Here is a 16,338-nt window from a genome sequence, read left to right on the forward strand (position 1 = left end):
GGGCCATGCGCACAGCACCGATCATTCCGGATGGCGCGGCGATTTCCGCTTCCGCCGGAATATGGCGGGACGGAATCGTGCGAATGGCGGCAGGCGCGCTTGAAACCCTGCTGGACCGCCAGCGGGAGACGTATCCGTTTCTGGACACCAAAACGGATGTCGCCACCGGCCTCGATTTCGAGGCCGGCGATGCGTTGCGGGGCCCGGCAACCGTCTACACCTGGATTCAGGGCCGGGGCCTCGAAGCGCTGGCGGAGCATGGCCGATGGCTGATGCGGGAGCGGAAGATCGGGGACGGGCGAAAGCGGCGATTGCTGGAATGTATTTCGTCGGTCATACCGCGGGTGATACGCAGCATGGAGATTGCCCGGAGGCGCAACGGTGGACGCCTGCCGTTCATGATGACGACGGCGGGAGAGGCGCTGACCGTGACGGATGCAGGTACGGTCGTGCCGGCCGAAGCGGGCGAAGCCGGCAGGGCAGGGGAGGGAAACAGCAGCGGGAGCGGTGCTGCGTGTTCGCTGAGCGATCTGTTTTATGCAAAAGGTCTGATGGCCGCGGCGACTTTTGCGGGGGACGCCATGGCTGCAAGGGAGGCGGAGGCACTGTTTGCCGAGGTGATCGCCGACTTGCGCCGGGGAAGATTCCGTTTCGGGCAGGTGGCGCTCGATCCGAAAAATCCGGTGCGGGAAGTGCCGGGTCGTTTTTCGCATGCCGGACGCATGATCGGAATTGGTGCCGCCACCGTGTTCTGGCGGTGTACCGGAGAGGCGCGTTACCGGGAACTGGGACTGGAGTTTGTCCGGTGGATTCTGGAGAGACATGTGCAGACAGCGGCGGCGACTGAAAGTGGCGCGGGCGTCCCGCCCGCATCCGAAGTGGCACGGCCATCCTGGCCGTGGACGGACCAGCAGCAAAACGCCGCCGGATTGTTTCCGGTCTCTGCGGAGAGGCAACACTCACGGGCAAGGATGCCCGTGCCACGCCAGAATCACGGGCTGGAAGCCCGTGCCACGTCAGAAGCGGGACGCCCGCGCCACTTTCTGGACGGCGATTTTTGGGAGTTCACCGATACGGACGACGCGCCGTGGGCGACGCCGGAAGGCCGCGTGTGGTCTGACCCCGGCCACGCGACGGAATTTGCCGGCCTTGCGTTTGCGCATCTGCGCGAAACCGGCATCAAGGATGCAGGACTCGAGGCGTGCCTGCGTTCCGTGCTGCGGCAGAACTTTGCCAACGGTTTTTCCGATGCCGGCATCGGCATCGTGAAGTCGTACGATCTCGCCGCGAGACGGCCGATCAACAGGGACATGCCCTGGTGGTCGCTGCCCGAAACCATGCGGGCATCCGCCTTGGGCGCGATGACGGCCGGAGACAGCGTCGAGGGTACGGCGCTCGAGGACATTTTCAGGAAGTGTCATGATGCGTTCGTTACACACTACCTGCGTCCGGAACGCGGTTTCATGGCGGTGCCGTGCCTGGATGAGCAAGGACGCATCTCGGCGGCAATCCCGGCGACGCCGGATGCTGATCCCTGTTATCACACCGGCCTGAGCCTGCTCGGCTGCCTGCCCTGGCTGGAGAGCAACGGCTGAAGGCAATGCGGCGACTCCTTTCTTACCTATGAAAATAACATCCTCCCCTATGCGTTTCGGTTTCCTGGTGACGGTCATGCTGTTGACCGGTTTTGTGCGGCTCGTCGCAGCCGCTCCGGATTTCATTCTTACGATAAAGACGGAGCGCGCCGATGCCCTCTATGCCGAGAATGAAACGGTGATGTTTGTCATCACGCTGACGCATGGCGGCCAGCCAGTCGAGGGAGCGGAGGTAGACTGGAAAATCAGCAAGGACGGAATGCCGCCCGTCACGAGCGGCCGGGCGGTCCTTGAAAAAGGCGAGGCACGGGTGACGGGATCATTGCCGGAGCCGGGATTCCTGCAATGCCGGGCGGAATACGCCGGTGCGACGGAGAACGGGGGCAAGCCGCTTGTTGCCCTTGCCGGTGCGGGGATTTCGCCGCGCAAGATCCGGCCGAGCCTGCCGCCGCCGGATGATTTCGACGCATTCTGGGCGGCACAAAAGGCGGCGTTGGCGAAAGTCCCGGCCAATGTTCGCCTCACGCCGGTGTCCGGCCAGGACGCATCGCTGGCGTTTTTTGATGCGCAGGTCGATTGCGTGGACGGCGTTCCTGTATCCGGTTATCTGGTCCGCCCCGCAGATGCGAAACCGAAGAGCCTGCCGGCGATTCTCACGGTGCATGGCGCAGGGGTGGGCAGTGCCCGGATCGAGGCCGCTGCGAACTGGGCCCGGCAGGGTGTGCTGGCGCTGGATATCAACGCGCATGGCCTGCCGAACGGACAACCGCAGGCCTGGTACGACAGCCTTCGGGAGGGGGAACTGAAGGACTACCGTATCCGCGGGCGCACCGCGCGCGACACGATCTATTTCCGGGGCATGTTCCTGCGCGTCCTGCGGGCGCTCGATGTGCTGGCGGCGCAGCCGGAATGGGACGGGCGCACGCTGGTCATCCAGGGCAGCAGTCAGGGAGGGGCTCAGGCCATCGCGGGAGCGGCGCTCGATCCACGGGTGACATTCTTCGTGGCGGGGGTGCCGGCGATGTGCGACCATTCGGCCCTGCTGGCCGGGCGTGCGGCGGGCTGGCCGAAAATGGTTCCGGCCGACGCGGCGGGAAAACCGCATGCGCGGGCGCTGGAAGCCGCCCGTTACTACGACATGGTCAATTTCGCTTCCCGCATCCGGAGACCGGGGTTCTTCACCGTCGGGTTTATCGACACGACCTGTCCTCCGACGTCGGTTTATGCTGCTTTCAATGCCCTGCGCGGCACCGGGCGGATTTTCGACGACCTTGCGGCCGGCCACACCAACACGCCCGAGGCGATGAAACGCATGCGACAGGCGATTCGCCGCCATATTCAGGATCAGGGTAAACTATTTTATATGAGCAAATAAGGCATTATTCCCCAAGTGCCTTCATCGCAATCTGTTTGCCCGCGCAAGCAGGGTGTGGGCAAAAATGTACATACAGGATATTGGCATGTATCTTGCTTTCGTGAAAATCAGTTGACAATGCCAAGATGATAATTTGTAGATACAACATCATATTTCCCCATCCCCTTTCATGCCCGGCAAATTTCCAGTCGCTCGTTTGTTCCTGCAAAACCCGCTAACAAGATCATGAAAAATAATATCCTCAGCATCGCGCCCTTCCGGGCCTTTTTCTTCTGCGCCGGCCTCGGCTTCGCCGCAGCCGGCTCGCTGTACGGGCAGATATCGGAGACGTTCGAATCGTTTGCCAATGGAGCTTCCATCATCGGAAACGGGTGGAGGCACTACACCACAACCAACCAGCCGACCGGTAACAGCGCAGTGGTTCATGAGGCCGAGGACAACAAGTACGCCACCATCACCGCGTATGGAAACGCAAACTCGTTCAACGCGCGCGTGTTGTCTACTGCTGTCAGCACGGCGAGTCCGTGGACGGTGTCGGATACGCTCAACAACGTCATTTCGGCAGACATCCGGTATCGCACGCCGGGGACGACCAACAACTCGATTGTCTACCTGAATGTGCAGACACGGGATGCTGCCGACGGGATCGGAGCCATCAACATGGGTATCCTGTACGAAAACTCGGACCTGTTGTTTTTCGCCGACGCGGGAAGTTCGGCCAACCGGATCAAATCCGATCCGCTGACGGTTTCCGTCAGCGATACGGCATGGTATCGCTTTACCGCGACGCTGACCCCCTCCACCGGAGAAGTAAGTTTTGTGGTGTACGAGATTTCCTCCGGCCAGGCTCCGTCTGTCGTCTGGACTGCGACCAATGCCGGCCTCGGCGAGTTCAAGCCCGTTTCGATCGTCAACGTGGAGATGGATGTTTCCCGGCCGGGCAGCAGCGCCAGCCAGTTCCGCAGCGCCGATTTCGACAATATCACCGTTTCCTCGGCGATCCCCGAGCCCGCTGCCACGGCCGCACTTATGCTTCTGGGAATCGGTTTGGGGGTCGTGGTGATCCGGCGTTTCCGCCCGCAAATCTGATCATGGCGATCCCTCGATGGTAAGGGATCTCTCCCGCAAAAGCGTCCACGAATGCGAGTGAATCCGGTCCGAATCCCGAAAACTGGCATGCCGCGGGCTATGAATTCCCTGAGAAAATACACGAAAAACGACATGTGTCGTAAAAATATGGATACGAATGACAACACCACCGGCGCTCCGGCCCGGAATGAAGTACCTTGTTTTCGGAGAGCGAAGGCATTCACCCTGATCGAGCTCCTGACCGTCATCGCGATCATCGGCATCCTGGCGGCGATCCTGTTGCCAACGCTCAGCCACGTCCGCCAGACGGCAAAGCAGACCCAGAACATCGCCAGGCTCCGGTCGATCGGCATGGCCTGCCAGCTTTATGCAAACGATAACCGCGGGATCATGCCTTCCACTGTTCGCAAGACCAACGGCAAGGCTTTCCAGACGCCAGGTCCGGTGCTGTGGGCCAATCAGGCGATCAACCTTCTTTCACTTCTCAGTGACAAATGGCAGGGAACCGCTGCGCCCGTCTGGGGAAATACCGATTACCTTCCGGGTCCGGATGCCTTTTACGGACCCTTTACCGGCATCACCTCGGAAGGCCGGCAGCCGGGAAAGTTCAAGGACTACACCAGCGCAGATGCCTATGTGATCGGATATTGTTACTACTCACTGCCGGGTGAGGCGGACGGCAATACGCCTTCCCGGGCGCCTCTGGCGGATGGTCTTTCCAACGATCGCAATGACAGGGACTATCTCCGCATGACGCCGTTGCTCTCGGACATAACGAATCCCACCGGCAATGCAGGATTATGGGAAAATCTCGCTGGCGGCTTTTCCGGCAAGAAAATCAGCGTCGTTCGTCTGGACGGAAGTGTTGCCTCCCTGGATCGAGACTACATCAATTCGCTGGATTCAGGCGGATCCATCAAGGCGCTGGGCGGCCTCACTCCCTGACCTTTTCGGAAATCAGCCCCCATACCCATTCCCCGTGCCTCCCGGGATACCGGGCAGGCATGCGTGGTTTCATTTCATTCCATGATTTTCCCCTCCTGGTTCATACAATCCTCCTCCCGCCTTTCTCTTGCCGGTCTGTGTCTTGTCGCCGCCATTGGCGCTTCCCAAGGGAAGGCCCGAACGGCATTCCCGGAAATCTCCCCTGACACGAATCCGGTCATACCGTATCGCGGACTGACCTATACGGCCGATGACATTTTGGAGGTGCGTCGTCAGGTGCGGGATCACGGAGCCAATGCCGGACTGGTGGAGGATATCCTGAAAACGGCCCGCGAGTGGACGGCGCGCAGCGATGCGGAGGTGGCGGCACTCGTGCCGCCCTCCGGTTCCGTTTTTGCCTACGGCACCACCGGCGATCCGAAAAACGGCAAACCGTGGCCACGCTTCGCCCGCTCCGGCGACATGTGCAGCCTCGACCGTCCCGGCGAGGTGCGCTCTCCCCACACCGGCGATGTCTACGGCACGCAAAAACCGGGCGAACCGTTTTACGACCCCGGCACCGGATGGGTGCGCCCGAAAGACGGTCAGGTCTTCTATTTCCGGGGACTCTGGAATTCATGGGTGACGGGTCAGCTTCACGACGCAGTGGATAATCTGGCGCTGGCGTATCTCCTGACCGGAGACGGCGCCTTTGCCCGCCGCGCGCTCTTCATCCTCGACCGCCTCGCCACCCTGCGCGTGCAGCTTCCGGTGAGGGGCTACGCCGTGGCCGACTGGCCGCATGCCACCGATGACAATCAGGTGAAGGGATTTTTCCACTACATGGGAAACATCGCCAACCAGCGCGTGATCAACACGGCATTGGCGTTCGACCTGATTGCCAACGCGCCGTTCGCCAGCGAACCGTCCGCAGGCGACGCCACGCTCAGCGTGCGGGACAATATCGCGAAAAACTACTTCGACATCTACGAGCGCGCCTATCTCGAAACGCGCCAGCTCACCAACCACGCGGTCATTCTCCTCGGGAATCTCATCACGCAAGGCGTGCTTTTCGGGAAACCCGACCTGCTTCGCGAGGGCATCGACGGTCTCCATGCGTTTCTGGACAACACCACCCATCGCGATGGCGACTACGTGGAGGTGTCCGGCAGCTACGGACGGCTCGGGCGCGATTATGGAGGACGGCTCATTGCGGTGCTGGCGAACTACGATCCGGAAAACTACCCCGGCATCTCCGGCATGCCCGACCCGAAGGAATATCCGCACGCGCTCCGGTTTGGCGACGATCCGCGCTGGTACGGCAATGCCGTGCGCATGCTTTACCGCCTCCCCGTGCTCGGCCGGTATCCGCAGTACGGTGACATGACGATGGACCGGAACGTGTTGCTTGACCGCGATAACGAGTGGCTCGCCCGCCATCGCGTCCAGTATCTGCGCATGCTCTGGCGGCAGACCACGCGGGAGGACTGGAAGCGGGAGATCGAGGCGCTTTATCCGCACGCCGCGAAACAGAAACAGGCGCCGGTTTTCCTCGAGGATTTGCTCCTTTACGGACTCAGCCAATGGGTGGAGCCGACGCCGGCGGAGCCGGCATCGGAAAGGCCGGAAACCGGGATTCCGGTCGGCGAGACTTCCGACCTCATGCCCGGCAAGGGCATCGCCATCCTGCGCAGCGGCGAAGGTGTCAACCGGCGCGCCCTTTTCATGCGCGGCGGCATCAATTCCTACCACGGTCACGACGACCAGATGGCGCTCGTGCCCTACGGCAACGGCATGGTGCTGACCGGCGAATACGGCTACCAGTGGTCGGGCACGCCCGATCACCTCGGCTGGGGCGCGCGTTCCGTGGCGCACATGACGACGGTCGTCGATGAAGACCTGCCGGCCCCTTATCTCTACAAGGGATTTTCGCCCTCGATCCCCGCTCCCGCGGCCAGCATCACCGGGTTCTTGCCAAACCCGCGCGGACCGGCGCAGTTCGTCGAGATGCGCAATCCGCAGCTCTACGCCCGCGCGCGGCTGACCGATTACCGGCGCACGGCGTGGCTTGTCGACGTCGATCCGGAGCGCTATTATTTCGTGGACATCTTCCGGGTCGTCGGCGGCAAGTCGCACGACTATGTCTGGAATTCCCACTACGCGGCGCGGAGCAACCGCGCGGCCTTTCAGGTCGACGGCATCAAACCGGTGGCGACGGAAGGCGTGTGGACGCTCGCGGCCCTCTCCGGGGCCAACCGCGACAAACCCTGGAACCGGCCCGGCCAGAGCTGGGGCGAGCGGCTCAATGCTTCGGCCGGCCGGATCGAGGCGCTGCCCGGCGAGAAACCCCTGCCGCGTTCGAAGTGGAACCCCGAGCCGGGCAACGGTTACGGCATGATTTGGGACGTGAAGTCGCAGGTCACCGGGAACGACTGGCAGGCGACCTGGCTGTTGCCCGACGGCAGGCATTTCGCCCGCGCCAGCCTGCTCAATTACGACGGCATGACGGCCGTCACCGCCCTTGCGCCGAGCGTGCAGCAGCAGAATCCTTTCAACATCGTCATAGCCCGCCGCACGCGCGAGGCCAACGCGGCCGGCTCCACAGTGTTGCAGAGCCGGTTCGTCAATGTGGTCGAGGTCGGCGGTCCCGGCGCCTGGGAGGTGGCGAAGACCGAACGATTGCCGCTGAAAACAACCGGACTCGCGGCCGACGCGGTGGCGTTGAAGCTGCAACTGGCGAATGGCAGCACCGACTATCTCCTCTCCTCGCGCGCGGCGGACCAGACGCTCGACGGGGGGGCGGTCAGGCTCGCCGGTCGCAACGGATTCGCCCGCCTCGCTCCGGATGGCCGCCTGGCAGCGCTGGCGATGCAGGAGGCCGTCCGGATGGAGGCCGGCGGCTGGATCGTCGAGGCGGCGGCACCGGCGTTTCAGGCCCGCGTGGTCTCGGCGGAGCCGGGCGAGCCGGAGTCGCGCCTGGTCATTGACGGCCGGCTGCCGGAAGGTGGCGCCTTGGCCGGAGCCACGGTTCTGATCGACAGCGCGCCGGGAGCCCGGATCGCGTATTCACATAACGATTACTATTCGGTCGAAACGGTCGAACACGGAAACACGCTTGTCTTTCGCGGCCAGTCGCTCGTCGCCGCGACGCTTCAGGTGGACACGGTCAAGGCTGCCTCGTCGCAGGTGGAGCTTTACTGGAACAATGAGCTGGGTGGAAAGCCGGGATCGTTTTCATATCAGGGCAGGGGAGTGATCCCGGCCGGAGCCGCTCCTCCGCGTCCGCTGGCGCAGATCAAGAAGTTCAACAACCGCGAACTGGATCTGACGAGCGTGTCGGCCCTGAAGACCGGACAGAAATTGCAGGTTCTCGTCGCGCAACCCGGCGATGTGCTGACGATTCCCGCGACAGTGACATTGACCCGCGCCGGAACCGGGCACGACTGGTTTTTGCGAACGACGGCGCCGGTTCGCCTGACCCTGCCGGGAGAAAAAACGCCCCGGTCGTTTGCTGCCGGCGAGCATGTCCTGCGAGTGGAGAGCCGATGAGCGCCGTGCAGAAAAACTTTCCGGCGATGGAAACGTCGCCAGCCCGATTCCGGATGTCCTCCCGGACGTCCTGAAAAGCCGATAACATCCCGCCACCATGTCTTCACCTGAAACCCCTTCTCTTTCCGGGCTCCCGGCAAACGGCGCCGGGGTCTCCTGCATCGAAGCCGTTGCCGGCGCCGGCATGCGGCTAACCCGGCGTCCGGCCGATCCGTTGCGGCCGCACACGGTCGGCATCGCGCCTCTTTTCAGCTTTATCAGCGCGGGCACCGAACTGCATTCGGTGACGACGGTGGCCCGGATGGAGCCGGGCTCGCACCCGCCGGCGCGGCTGGGTTACAGTCTGTGCGGTGTGGTCACGGCGGTGGGCGACGGGGTGAGCGATCTCAAACCCGGTGACCGGGTGGTGGCCATCGGTGCGGGAGCGTTTCACGCCACGCAGGTGGTTGTGGCAAAAAACCTGGTGGTTCCGTTGCCGGAAGGCGTGAGCCCGCAAGCGGCTTCGATGATGGCGATGGGTTGCTTTGCCATCGAGGGCGTCCACAAGTCGGCGGTGCGTCTCGGGGAAAACGTCGTCGTGTTCGGTGCGGGCATGATGGGACAGATCACGACCAGGTTGTATCAACTTTCCGGGTGCCGGGTGTGTGTGCTGGAGGGAGACGCGTTTCGCTCCGGATTCCTGCCGGAGGGGATCGGGCGGTTCACACTCGATGGCGATGGCTGGGCCGGACTGGCCGCGTGGGCGCGGCCGCATGGCGTGGAGCATGCGAGCATCTGTTTTGGCGGCGAAGCGACGGAGGTTGTCGAGCGGCTGAAGCCCTGCATGAGCCGTTCGCCCGACGGGATCATGCACGGCCGGATCGTGTTCCCGGGCGGAGCGAGGGTGACGGTGGACATGGCCTCGGCGATGGGGAACCTGCAACTGGTCAGCTCGGCCAAGGCGGGCCCCGGGTATCGGGATGCCGGTTACGAGAGCGGCGCCGGATATCCGGCGGTTTACGTGCCGCATACGGTGCGGCGCAATATGGAGGTGTTGCTGGCGCTGATGCAGGATGGCCGCCTCGATCTTTTGCCGCTCGTGACGCACCGGTTTCCGTTCGCGGAGGCGAAGCACGCTTACGACCTGTTGTTGCAACCCGGAGCGGAGGCGCTGGCGGTGCTGCTGGAGTATTGATATCGAGACCGGAGCGGCGGCATTCCTGCCGCTGCCTTGCCGGACAGATTCCCGAATTTCCGGAAACATAATGAAAGTCGACAGTCCTTGTCCGGTTCACGGCAGCGGCAGGAATGCCGCCGCTCCGGCTGCTCCCAAAATCTGGCGGGTCGGCACGCTGACGTACACGTCGGCGGGGCTGGTCGCCCTGTTCTGCTGGCTGCTGTTCGGCGATTTCGCGTGGTCGATGCGCGACCGTTCGGTGGGACCGATGGCGCACTGGTTCCTGAAGCACCTGGGCGTTTCCAACCTGCTGTTCGGGTTGCTGGTCAGCACGTTTCCGGCGGCGGTGGGCCTGATCCTCGGGCCGGTCATCAGCGTGAAGTCCGACCGGCACCGGGGGCGGTGGGGACGACGGATTCCGTTTCTCCTCGTGACGACACCGCTCGCCGCGTTCGGCATGATCGGCCTCGGCTTGACGCCGCTCATCGCCCGACAGGTGCACGGGTTTTTCCCGGAGCAGAGCGAGATGCTGGTGGCCGTCGTCTGCTTCGGGGTCTTCTGGGCGGCGTTCGAGTTTGCGACAATCGCGGGCCAGGCGGTGTTCGGCGGACTGATCAACGATGTGGTGCCGAAAGAAATGCTCGGGCGCTTCTACGGGTTGTTCCGGGCGGTCAGCCTGATCGACGGCATCGTTTTCAACTACTGGATCATGGGTCATGTGCCCACGCACTTCACGCTGATTCTGTGCGTGGTGGGCACGTTTTACGGAGTGGCTTTCATGTGGGTATGCTTCCGGGTGAAGGAAGGCGAGTATCCGCCGCCGGCGCCGCGCGGGCCGGCGGGGAGCGGCGCGCCCGGTGCAGACCGGCGGTTGGCTCCGGGAGCCGGGTTCGCCGGTGCGGCGCGGACGTATTTCCGCGAGTGCTTCACGAATCCGTATTACGTCTCGGTGTTCGTGATGCTGACGACCGCGGCGCTGGCCTTCATGCCGATCAACACGTTTGCGATTCCCTATGCGCGCAGTCTGGAAATGAGCATGGATTTTTACGGAAAATGCCTGGCGGCGACGTTTTTCACGTCGCTGTGCCTTTCGTATTTTCTCGGATGGCTGGCGGATGCATTTCATCCGATCCGGGTGAGCATGGCGTCGCTGGCCGGTTATTTTGCGGTGACGATTTTCGGCTGGCTCTTCGCAACGACGCCGGAGCGGTTCGCGGTGGCATTCGTGCTGCACGGGGTGCTGTCGGGCTGCTACTTCACGAGCGCGGCGTCGCTCGGACAGCGGTTGTATCCGCATTCCCGATTCGCGCAGTTCGCGTCGGCGGCGGGGATGTTCACGTCGATCTGCACGATGGGGCTCGGACCGCTGGTCGGTTCGATGATCGACTGGACGGGGTCGGTTTACCGGCACACCTTCCTTGCCGGCGGCCTGCTCGCACTGGTCGCGCTGGCTTCGGCGATTTACGTTTACGGCAAGTTCATGAAGCTCGGCGGTCCGAAAGGCTATGTGGCTCCGGAGTGAGCGTTGTCCTCACGACGCGGGAGGCGGAGCCACGGTGCCGTGGGCTTCGTAGCCGGACTCGACCAGCCAGGTCTTTTCGGCGAACTCGCCGCGGTAGAGCGATTGCAGGGCGCGAAAGGCTTGGCGGCCGATTTCCTCGAAATCGAGCTTCATGATATCCGTCGGCTGTCCTTCGGGCGGGCGCACGGGCGTGCTGGAGCACATGATGACGGAGAGGTCGGCCGGGACATGCAGGCCGAGCCGGACGAAGAGAGGTTGCAGGGCGACGAGGAGGTTGACCGAGGTGGAGAGGAGCGCGGTGGGACGCCGGGAGTGGGTCCGGTCGAACAGCGCGAGAAGCCGCCGGGACGGGGTTTCGGGCGGATGCAGGGAGACGGCCACGGGAGTGATGGTGACGGTATCGCCGGGAAAGGCCGCGATGTGTTCGCGCGCGGCCAGTTCACAGCCGTGGTAACGGTCGCGGTAATACCAGGGGGCTTCCTCTTCGAGCGGAAGTGCGACGGCGATGCGGCGGTGCCCGGCGGCGAGAAATTGCCGGCCGGCGGTGTATCCGAGCCCGACGTTGTTGAAGTTGACCGACACCATCCTGAGATTCTCGCAATCGTCGAAGGCGGTGACGACGGGGATGCCCGCCTTGATCAGCGGGGTGGCGAGCGGAGAGACGGCGGTGGACATGAGGCGGCGCAGGATGATGACGCCCTGGATGCGGGAACGCGAGAGTTCGCCGAGGATCTGGCGGCGTGTGGCGTCGAGTCCGTCATCGAAATAAAAGTCAACGGTCACGCCGGATTCGTTGGCTTCGCTGAAAATGATCTTGGCGGGAATCTTTATCGGGAGCGAAAGCGGCACGGCGGCAGGAACGGCGTCGTGGCGTTTGGCGGCAAGCGGATCGATGCGGTCGCAGACGGAGACGACGGCGATGCGAGCGAGGGGGCAGTTGGCATGGCGGAGGGCGCGTGCCTTGTCGTCCAGCCGGGGTTGGCCGGGGAGGGGAGGGAGGCTCGTCTTGTTGATGCGGAGAAGTGTTTTCTGGAGAAACTGCGGGCGGAGGTGATGGCCGCTGCGGTCGTTGGGATGGAGGATGCCCCAGCCGGCAAGAATGCGGAGGGCGTCGGTGGCGGTGGGGCTGGATACCTTCCATTGGCGCATGATTTCGCGGCGCGAGAGGAAGCGGGTGTTTTCGCGGTAGTTGCCGCTGGCGATTTCGGAAAGGAGAGCGACGGCAAGGCGTTGGGGAAGCGAGGGTTTTTTCATGATGGCTGGGCGGGCAGGCCGGACACGGGTGTGTGCGGGAAACGGGCGGGCAGTCGTGACGATTTTTATTGATGTGTTACCGGAAAGGATTGCCAGCGCAAAGGCGGGCGGAAGGGGGTGGGAGAAGCAAAAACCGGTCCAGTTTTGTGTTCCGGGCGCCGGGAGCGGCCTTGCTCTCGCCGAAAAACGGGAAGAGGTTCATGGCATCGCTCCGGACGTAGTGAACCGGGGATTACGCAAGAATCCGATCATGACGAAAAACATTCCCGGCCAGCTTCGCAGGCGTTCCGTTCTCCGGAAACCCATCGTGTCTTTCCTCGGGGTCGCTGTTTTGGCGAGCTGTTTGCCGGGTACTGCCCACGCGGAGTTGACCGAAGACTTCCGCCAGCAACCGGCCGGTCGTTCGCTTTATGCGAAGGACGGGGAGTGGAAGAAATTCGGTTCGGGCCCAAATGCCCAGCCGTCGGGCAACACGGCGACCGTCAGGGCGGAGGGCGGGAAAAAATACGTCACTCTGGTCGCCCGCGGGCATGATACGGCCAACGCGCGGGCCTGGCGGAATGTGCAGTTGCCGGTATCGCCGGAACACAATTATCGCGTGTCGGCGGACATCCGCTACGCGACTCCCGGAGCGCCGAACGAGATCGGCTCCACGGTCAATGTGGCGCTCAATGCGAGCAAGGGAGGCGCATTTGATCCGGCGGGGGCGTTGAGCCTGGGCATCCTGCGGAGCAAGGACGGTCCGGTTTTCTTTTTCGGTCTGGGCGGAGGCCCCGGAGCACGGATCGTTTCCGATCCCGGACAGGTGACGGTCGATCCGTCGGCCTGGTACCGGTTTCAGGTGGAACTGGATCCCGGGACCGGACGTGTCCGCTATACGGTTCAGGACATTTCCGGCGACACACCGGTGACGGTATGGGCAGGCGACAATGCGGGCCTGCCGGATTACCGGCCTGAAGCGTTTTCACAGATCAACCTGATGGTCGCCCGCCCGGGTCGTTCCGATACCGCATCCCGGAGCGCCGATTTCGCCAATATCATTATCGGACCCTGACCAGAATTTCCGTTTACACGATCGACTTTTCGACACGGCAGCGCCGGCGCCCGGCCGGCAGTCTGGCGACTGCCTTGTTTCCATCCAGAACCCGCAGCCCCGAACCCGGAACACATCATATCATGAAGAACAAAATGACAGAGTATCTATCCATAACAGCGGCCCGTCGGGCGCGCTTTGCCTGCGTCAGCCTGTTTCTGTTGTCCGCTGCCGGAATGGCACATGCGGCCAATATCGACACTTACTGGAATGTGGCGGACGGAGAATGGACATCCGCCGGGAACTGGTCGAACGGACTCCCGGGGGATTTGTCACCGGACGTCAGTCGTGTCTTTTTCGATACTGCCCAAAGCGGCACTGTCTCCAACGTGACCGTGGCGGCGAGCGCTGTGGCGGCATTCAACCAGTTCCGGGTCAATCAGGGAAAGACGGTCAATGTCTCCATGGGAGCCGGGGCTTCCCTGAGCGGCGTGAGTCTGACGCTGGGCTCGGGGGCGGCGTCTTCGCATCTCCGGATCGAAGGACCTTCGGACGGCACGGCAACGGCTTCCTGGTCGAGTTTCCTGCAGGTAGGCGGTACCGCGACCAGCAGCGGGAATACCCTGACGTTCTCCGGAAGCGGTCTTGCCGCCAGCGCGGCCAACACCATCACCATCGGCCGTCAGGGAAACAGTCATACGATGACCGTGGAGGGGGGCGCGTCTTTTCAGGGGAAGGGACTGGTCGTCAGCGGAACGACCGATGTGCAATACGGTGTCGGCAACAACAACCGGTTGATCGTTTCCGGTACCGGCACCAACATGACCCTCAGCGGATTCAGCGGAGCGGTGAATACGCTGGGTCTGGTGGTGGGCGCGCGTCCCCTGACCGGAAGCAGCGGTTCCAATGTCCAGAGCGGAAACCGGGTGACGGTTTCGGACGGAGCCCGGCTGACTGTGGTCGGAGATAATGTGGACAACGCCACCATGACGGTGCTTGTCGGCGCGGCTACCTATCGGACCAACAATTCCATCGAGGTTTCCGGAACGGATTCCGTTTTCGAGGTGACGGGCAACATCAGGACCACCGTTGGCCATACGACTGATACCTCTTACAACAATCGCCTGACCGTCAGCGACGGCGGTACGGTCAAAACCGACGCCGAGATTGTGATCAACAACGGCCCGAGCACGGCCGCGAACCGCCGCAACATTCTCGCCATCGGCAACGGCGGTACCCTGGTTTCGGACAACGTCATCAACAACAACGGCGGTCTCGTCACCCTCGCCGAGGGTGGTGTGTTGAAAGGGGAGACGCTTGCCGGGGCCGCCACGTCCCTGGTGCTCAACATCAATGGCACCGGCCGTTTCGAGGCCGCGGGTAACGGCTTGGGAGACACGGTCACGGTCAACATCGGAGACTCCGGCGGCAAGGAAGCGGTTCTGGCGGTCGGTCTGGCTGGCCGGAGCGGGGCAGCGACCTTCTCGCTCGATTCCGCGCTCAACCTGGCGACCGGGAGCTTTCTCGAAGTGTCGATTTTCAGCGATGGTTCCGTCGATTCCATCGACCTCGGGACCAACGCCTCGGTGACGCTTTCCGATGGCGTGGGGCTGCGAATTGCTTTCGATGGCGAAGCGCCTTCCGCCGGCGGTTCATACCAGCTCTTCACTGGAAATCTTTCCAGCATCGTCGGCAGCTTCGATACGGACCTGCTCTCCGCGCCGGCCCTTGCCGACGGCCTGAGCTGGGACTGGTCGCGGTTCAACGCGGCCGGCGGCTGGACGGTTTCCGTCGTGCCCGAGCCCTCGGTCATCGCTCTTCTGGCCGGTGCCGGAACGGGCCTGGTTGCCCTCGGCATTCGTCTTCGCCGTCGCGGGGAGGACAATGCCTGACCAACCGGTCGCGGCCTTGTCTCCGGACGACGCCGCGAACGATTCTGCTTTCAGTTAAACGCAAATGCCGGACGTATCCTCCATGTACCCGCGTCCGGCATGATTTTCATCCGTTCACGATCACGTAAAACCCCCGATTTTACAATGAACACTCTCTCATCTCCGCTCGTCCCGTCCGGACACACGGATTGTCGTGCGGTCTCGCGTTTGCGAGCCTTCACCTTGATCGAACTGCTCACGGTTATCGCCATCATCGGCATTCTTGCCGGCATCATTCTGGCTGCCCTGTCAGGCGTCCGAGAAACCGCCAGACGCACGCAGAACATCGCCAATCTGCGTACGCTGGGAGTTGCCTGTCACACCTACGCCAACGAAAACCGCGGCCGCATGCCTCATGTGGTTCTCAAGCTGCTCAAGGGTGTGCTCGAACCCGTTTACACGACCGGCAACGTCGTCTATTTCACGGCGGACGGAAATTCGCTGCAAATGCTCACCGCGAAATGGGGTGACGCGGGCAACGCCTGGGGGCAGAGCGATTACCTGCCCGGTCCCGATGCGTTCTACGGCCCGTTCACTCCTGCCGAAACCGCCGCAGGCAAACGGCAGCCGGGGCGCTTCCTTTCCTACAATGCGACCTCCTATGCCATCAGCTACAGTGCCTATTCCCGTCCACAGCAGGGCGTGACCGCGTCCTATGCCGCCTACACCGCCGCGATTCCCGAGCTGTGCAATGATCGCAACGATCGCGATTACCTGCGGACTACTCCGCTGTTTTCCGATCCCATCGCAGAGACCCAGGCGGCTTATCTCGGCGGTTTTACCGGGAAAAAGATCTGCACGGTGCGGCTCGATGGCAGCGTCACCACGTTTCCCCGGGATTACATCTGGGGCATTGCGGGCACCGAGAACAAGATCAAGGCGCTCGCCAACTACACGAACTGAATAATCC

General features: G+C 62.8%; 12 protein-coding genes. 10 read left to right on the forward strand and 2 right to left on the reverse strand.

Going from position 1 to position 16,338, the window contains the following annotated elements; genetic code table 11:
* Positions 1–5 precede the first annotated feature (5 nt).
* From OPIT5_24655 to OPIT5_24685, 7 genes are all read left to right on the forward strand, one after another.
* On the forward strand, positions 6–1,595 hold the full coding sequence (locus OPIT5_24655) for an N-acyl-D-glucosamine 2-epimerase (GenBank protein AHF92907.1): 1,590 nt from the start codon (positions 6–8) through the stop codon (positions 1,593–1,595).
* A gap of 49 nt (positions 1,596–1,644) precedes the next feature.
* Positions 1,645–2,970 carry an acetyl xylan esterase gene (locus OPIT5_24660; GenBank protein AHF92908.1) on the forward strand — a complete coding sequence of 442 codons (1,326 nt, stop codon included), beginning with the start codon at positions 1,645–1,647 and terminating at the stop codon, positions 2,968–2,970.
* A gap of 225 nt (positions 2,971–3,195) precedes the next feature.
* Positions 3,196–4,059, forward strand: a complete 864-nt coding sequence (locus tag OPIT5_24665) for an anchor protein (protein AHF92909.1) — start codon at positions 3,196–3,198, stop codon at positions 4,057–4,059.
* Positions 4,060–4,158: 99 nt separating this feature from the next.
* Positions 4,159–5,004 carry an N-terminal cleavage protein gene (locus tag OPIT5_24670; protein AHF92910.1) on the forward strand — a complete coding sequence of 282 codons (846 nt, stop codon included), beginning with the start codon at positions 4,159–4,161 and terminating at the stop codon, positions 5,002–5,004.
* Between the two features lie 81 nt (positions 5,005–5,085).
* A complete protein-coding gene (locus tag OPIT5_24675) occupies positions 5,086–8,532 on the forward strand; it encodes a heparinase (GenBank protein ID AHF92911.1) in 3,447 nt (1,148 codons plus the stop codon).
* A gap of 97 nt (positions 8,533–8,629) precedes the next feature.
* Entirely contained in the window at positions 8,630–9,706 is a 1,077-nt protein-coding gene (locus OPIT5_24680) for an alcohol dehydrogenase (protein AHF92912.1), read from the forward strand.
* Positions 9,707–9,776: 70 nt separating this feature from the next.
* Positions 9,777–11,210: an MFS transporter gene (locus OPIT5_24685; GenBank protein ID AHF92913.1), complete on the forward strand. Its 1,434-nt coding sequence runs from the start codon at positions 9,777–9,779 to the stop codon at positions 11,208–11,210.
* A 9-nt stretch (positions 11,211–11,219) separates the two neighbouring features.
* Here OPIT5_24685 and OPIT5_24690 read toward each other — a convergent pair whose 3' ends face one another.
* Together OPIT5_24690 and OPIT5_24695 are read right to left on the reverse strand one after the other, a co-directional pair.
* Entirely contained in the window at positions 11,220–12,464 is a 1,245-nt protein-coding gene (locus OPIT5_24690) for a GntR family transcriptional regulator (GenBank protein ID AHF92914.1), read from the reverse strand.
* 76 nt (positions 12,465–12,540) lie between these two features.
* Positions 12,541–12,666, reverse strand: coding sequence for a hypothetical protein (locus OPIT5_24695; GenBank protein AHF92915.1), 126 nt, complete (start codon positions 12,664–12,666; stop codon positions 12,541–12,543).
* 48 nt (positions 12,667–12,714) lie between these two features.
* Between OPIT5_24695 and OPIT5_24700 the strand changes: the two genes are divergently transcribed.
* The 3 genes from OPIT5_24700 (at position 12,715) to OPIT5_24710 (ending at position 16,331) form a co-directional block, all read left to right on the forward strand.
* Entirely contained in the window at positions 12,715–13,518 is an 804-nt protein-coding gene (locus tag OPIT5_24700) for a hypothetical protein (protein AHF92916.1), read from the forward strand.
* A gap of 122 nt (positions 13,519–13,640) precedes the next feature.
* Positions 13,641–15,389, forward strand: coding sequence for an anchor protein (locus OPIT5_24705; GenBank protein AHF92917.1), 1,749 nt, complete (start codon positions 13,641–13,643; stop codon positions 15,387–15,389).
* A 144-nt stretch (positions 15,390–15,533) separates the two neighbouring features.
* Positions 15,534–16,331 (forward strand): N-terminal cleavage protein, encoded by a 798-nt coding sequence (locus OPIT5_24710; GenBank protein ID AHF92918.1) that lies wholly within the window; start codon positions 15,534–15,536, stop codon positions 16,329–16,331.
* The last annotated feature ends 7 nt before the right edge of the window (positions 16,332–16,338 follow it).

The sequence above is a fragment of the Opitutaceae bacterium TAV5 genome (genome assembly GCA_000242935.3).
Lineage (GTDB): Bacteria > Verrucomicrobiota > Verrucomicrobiia > Opitutales > Opitutaceae > Geminisphaera.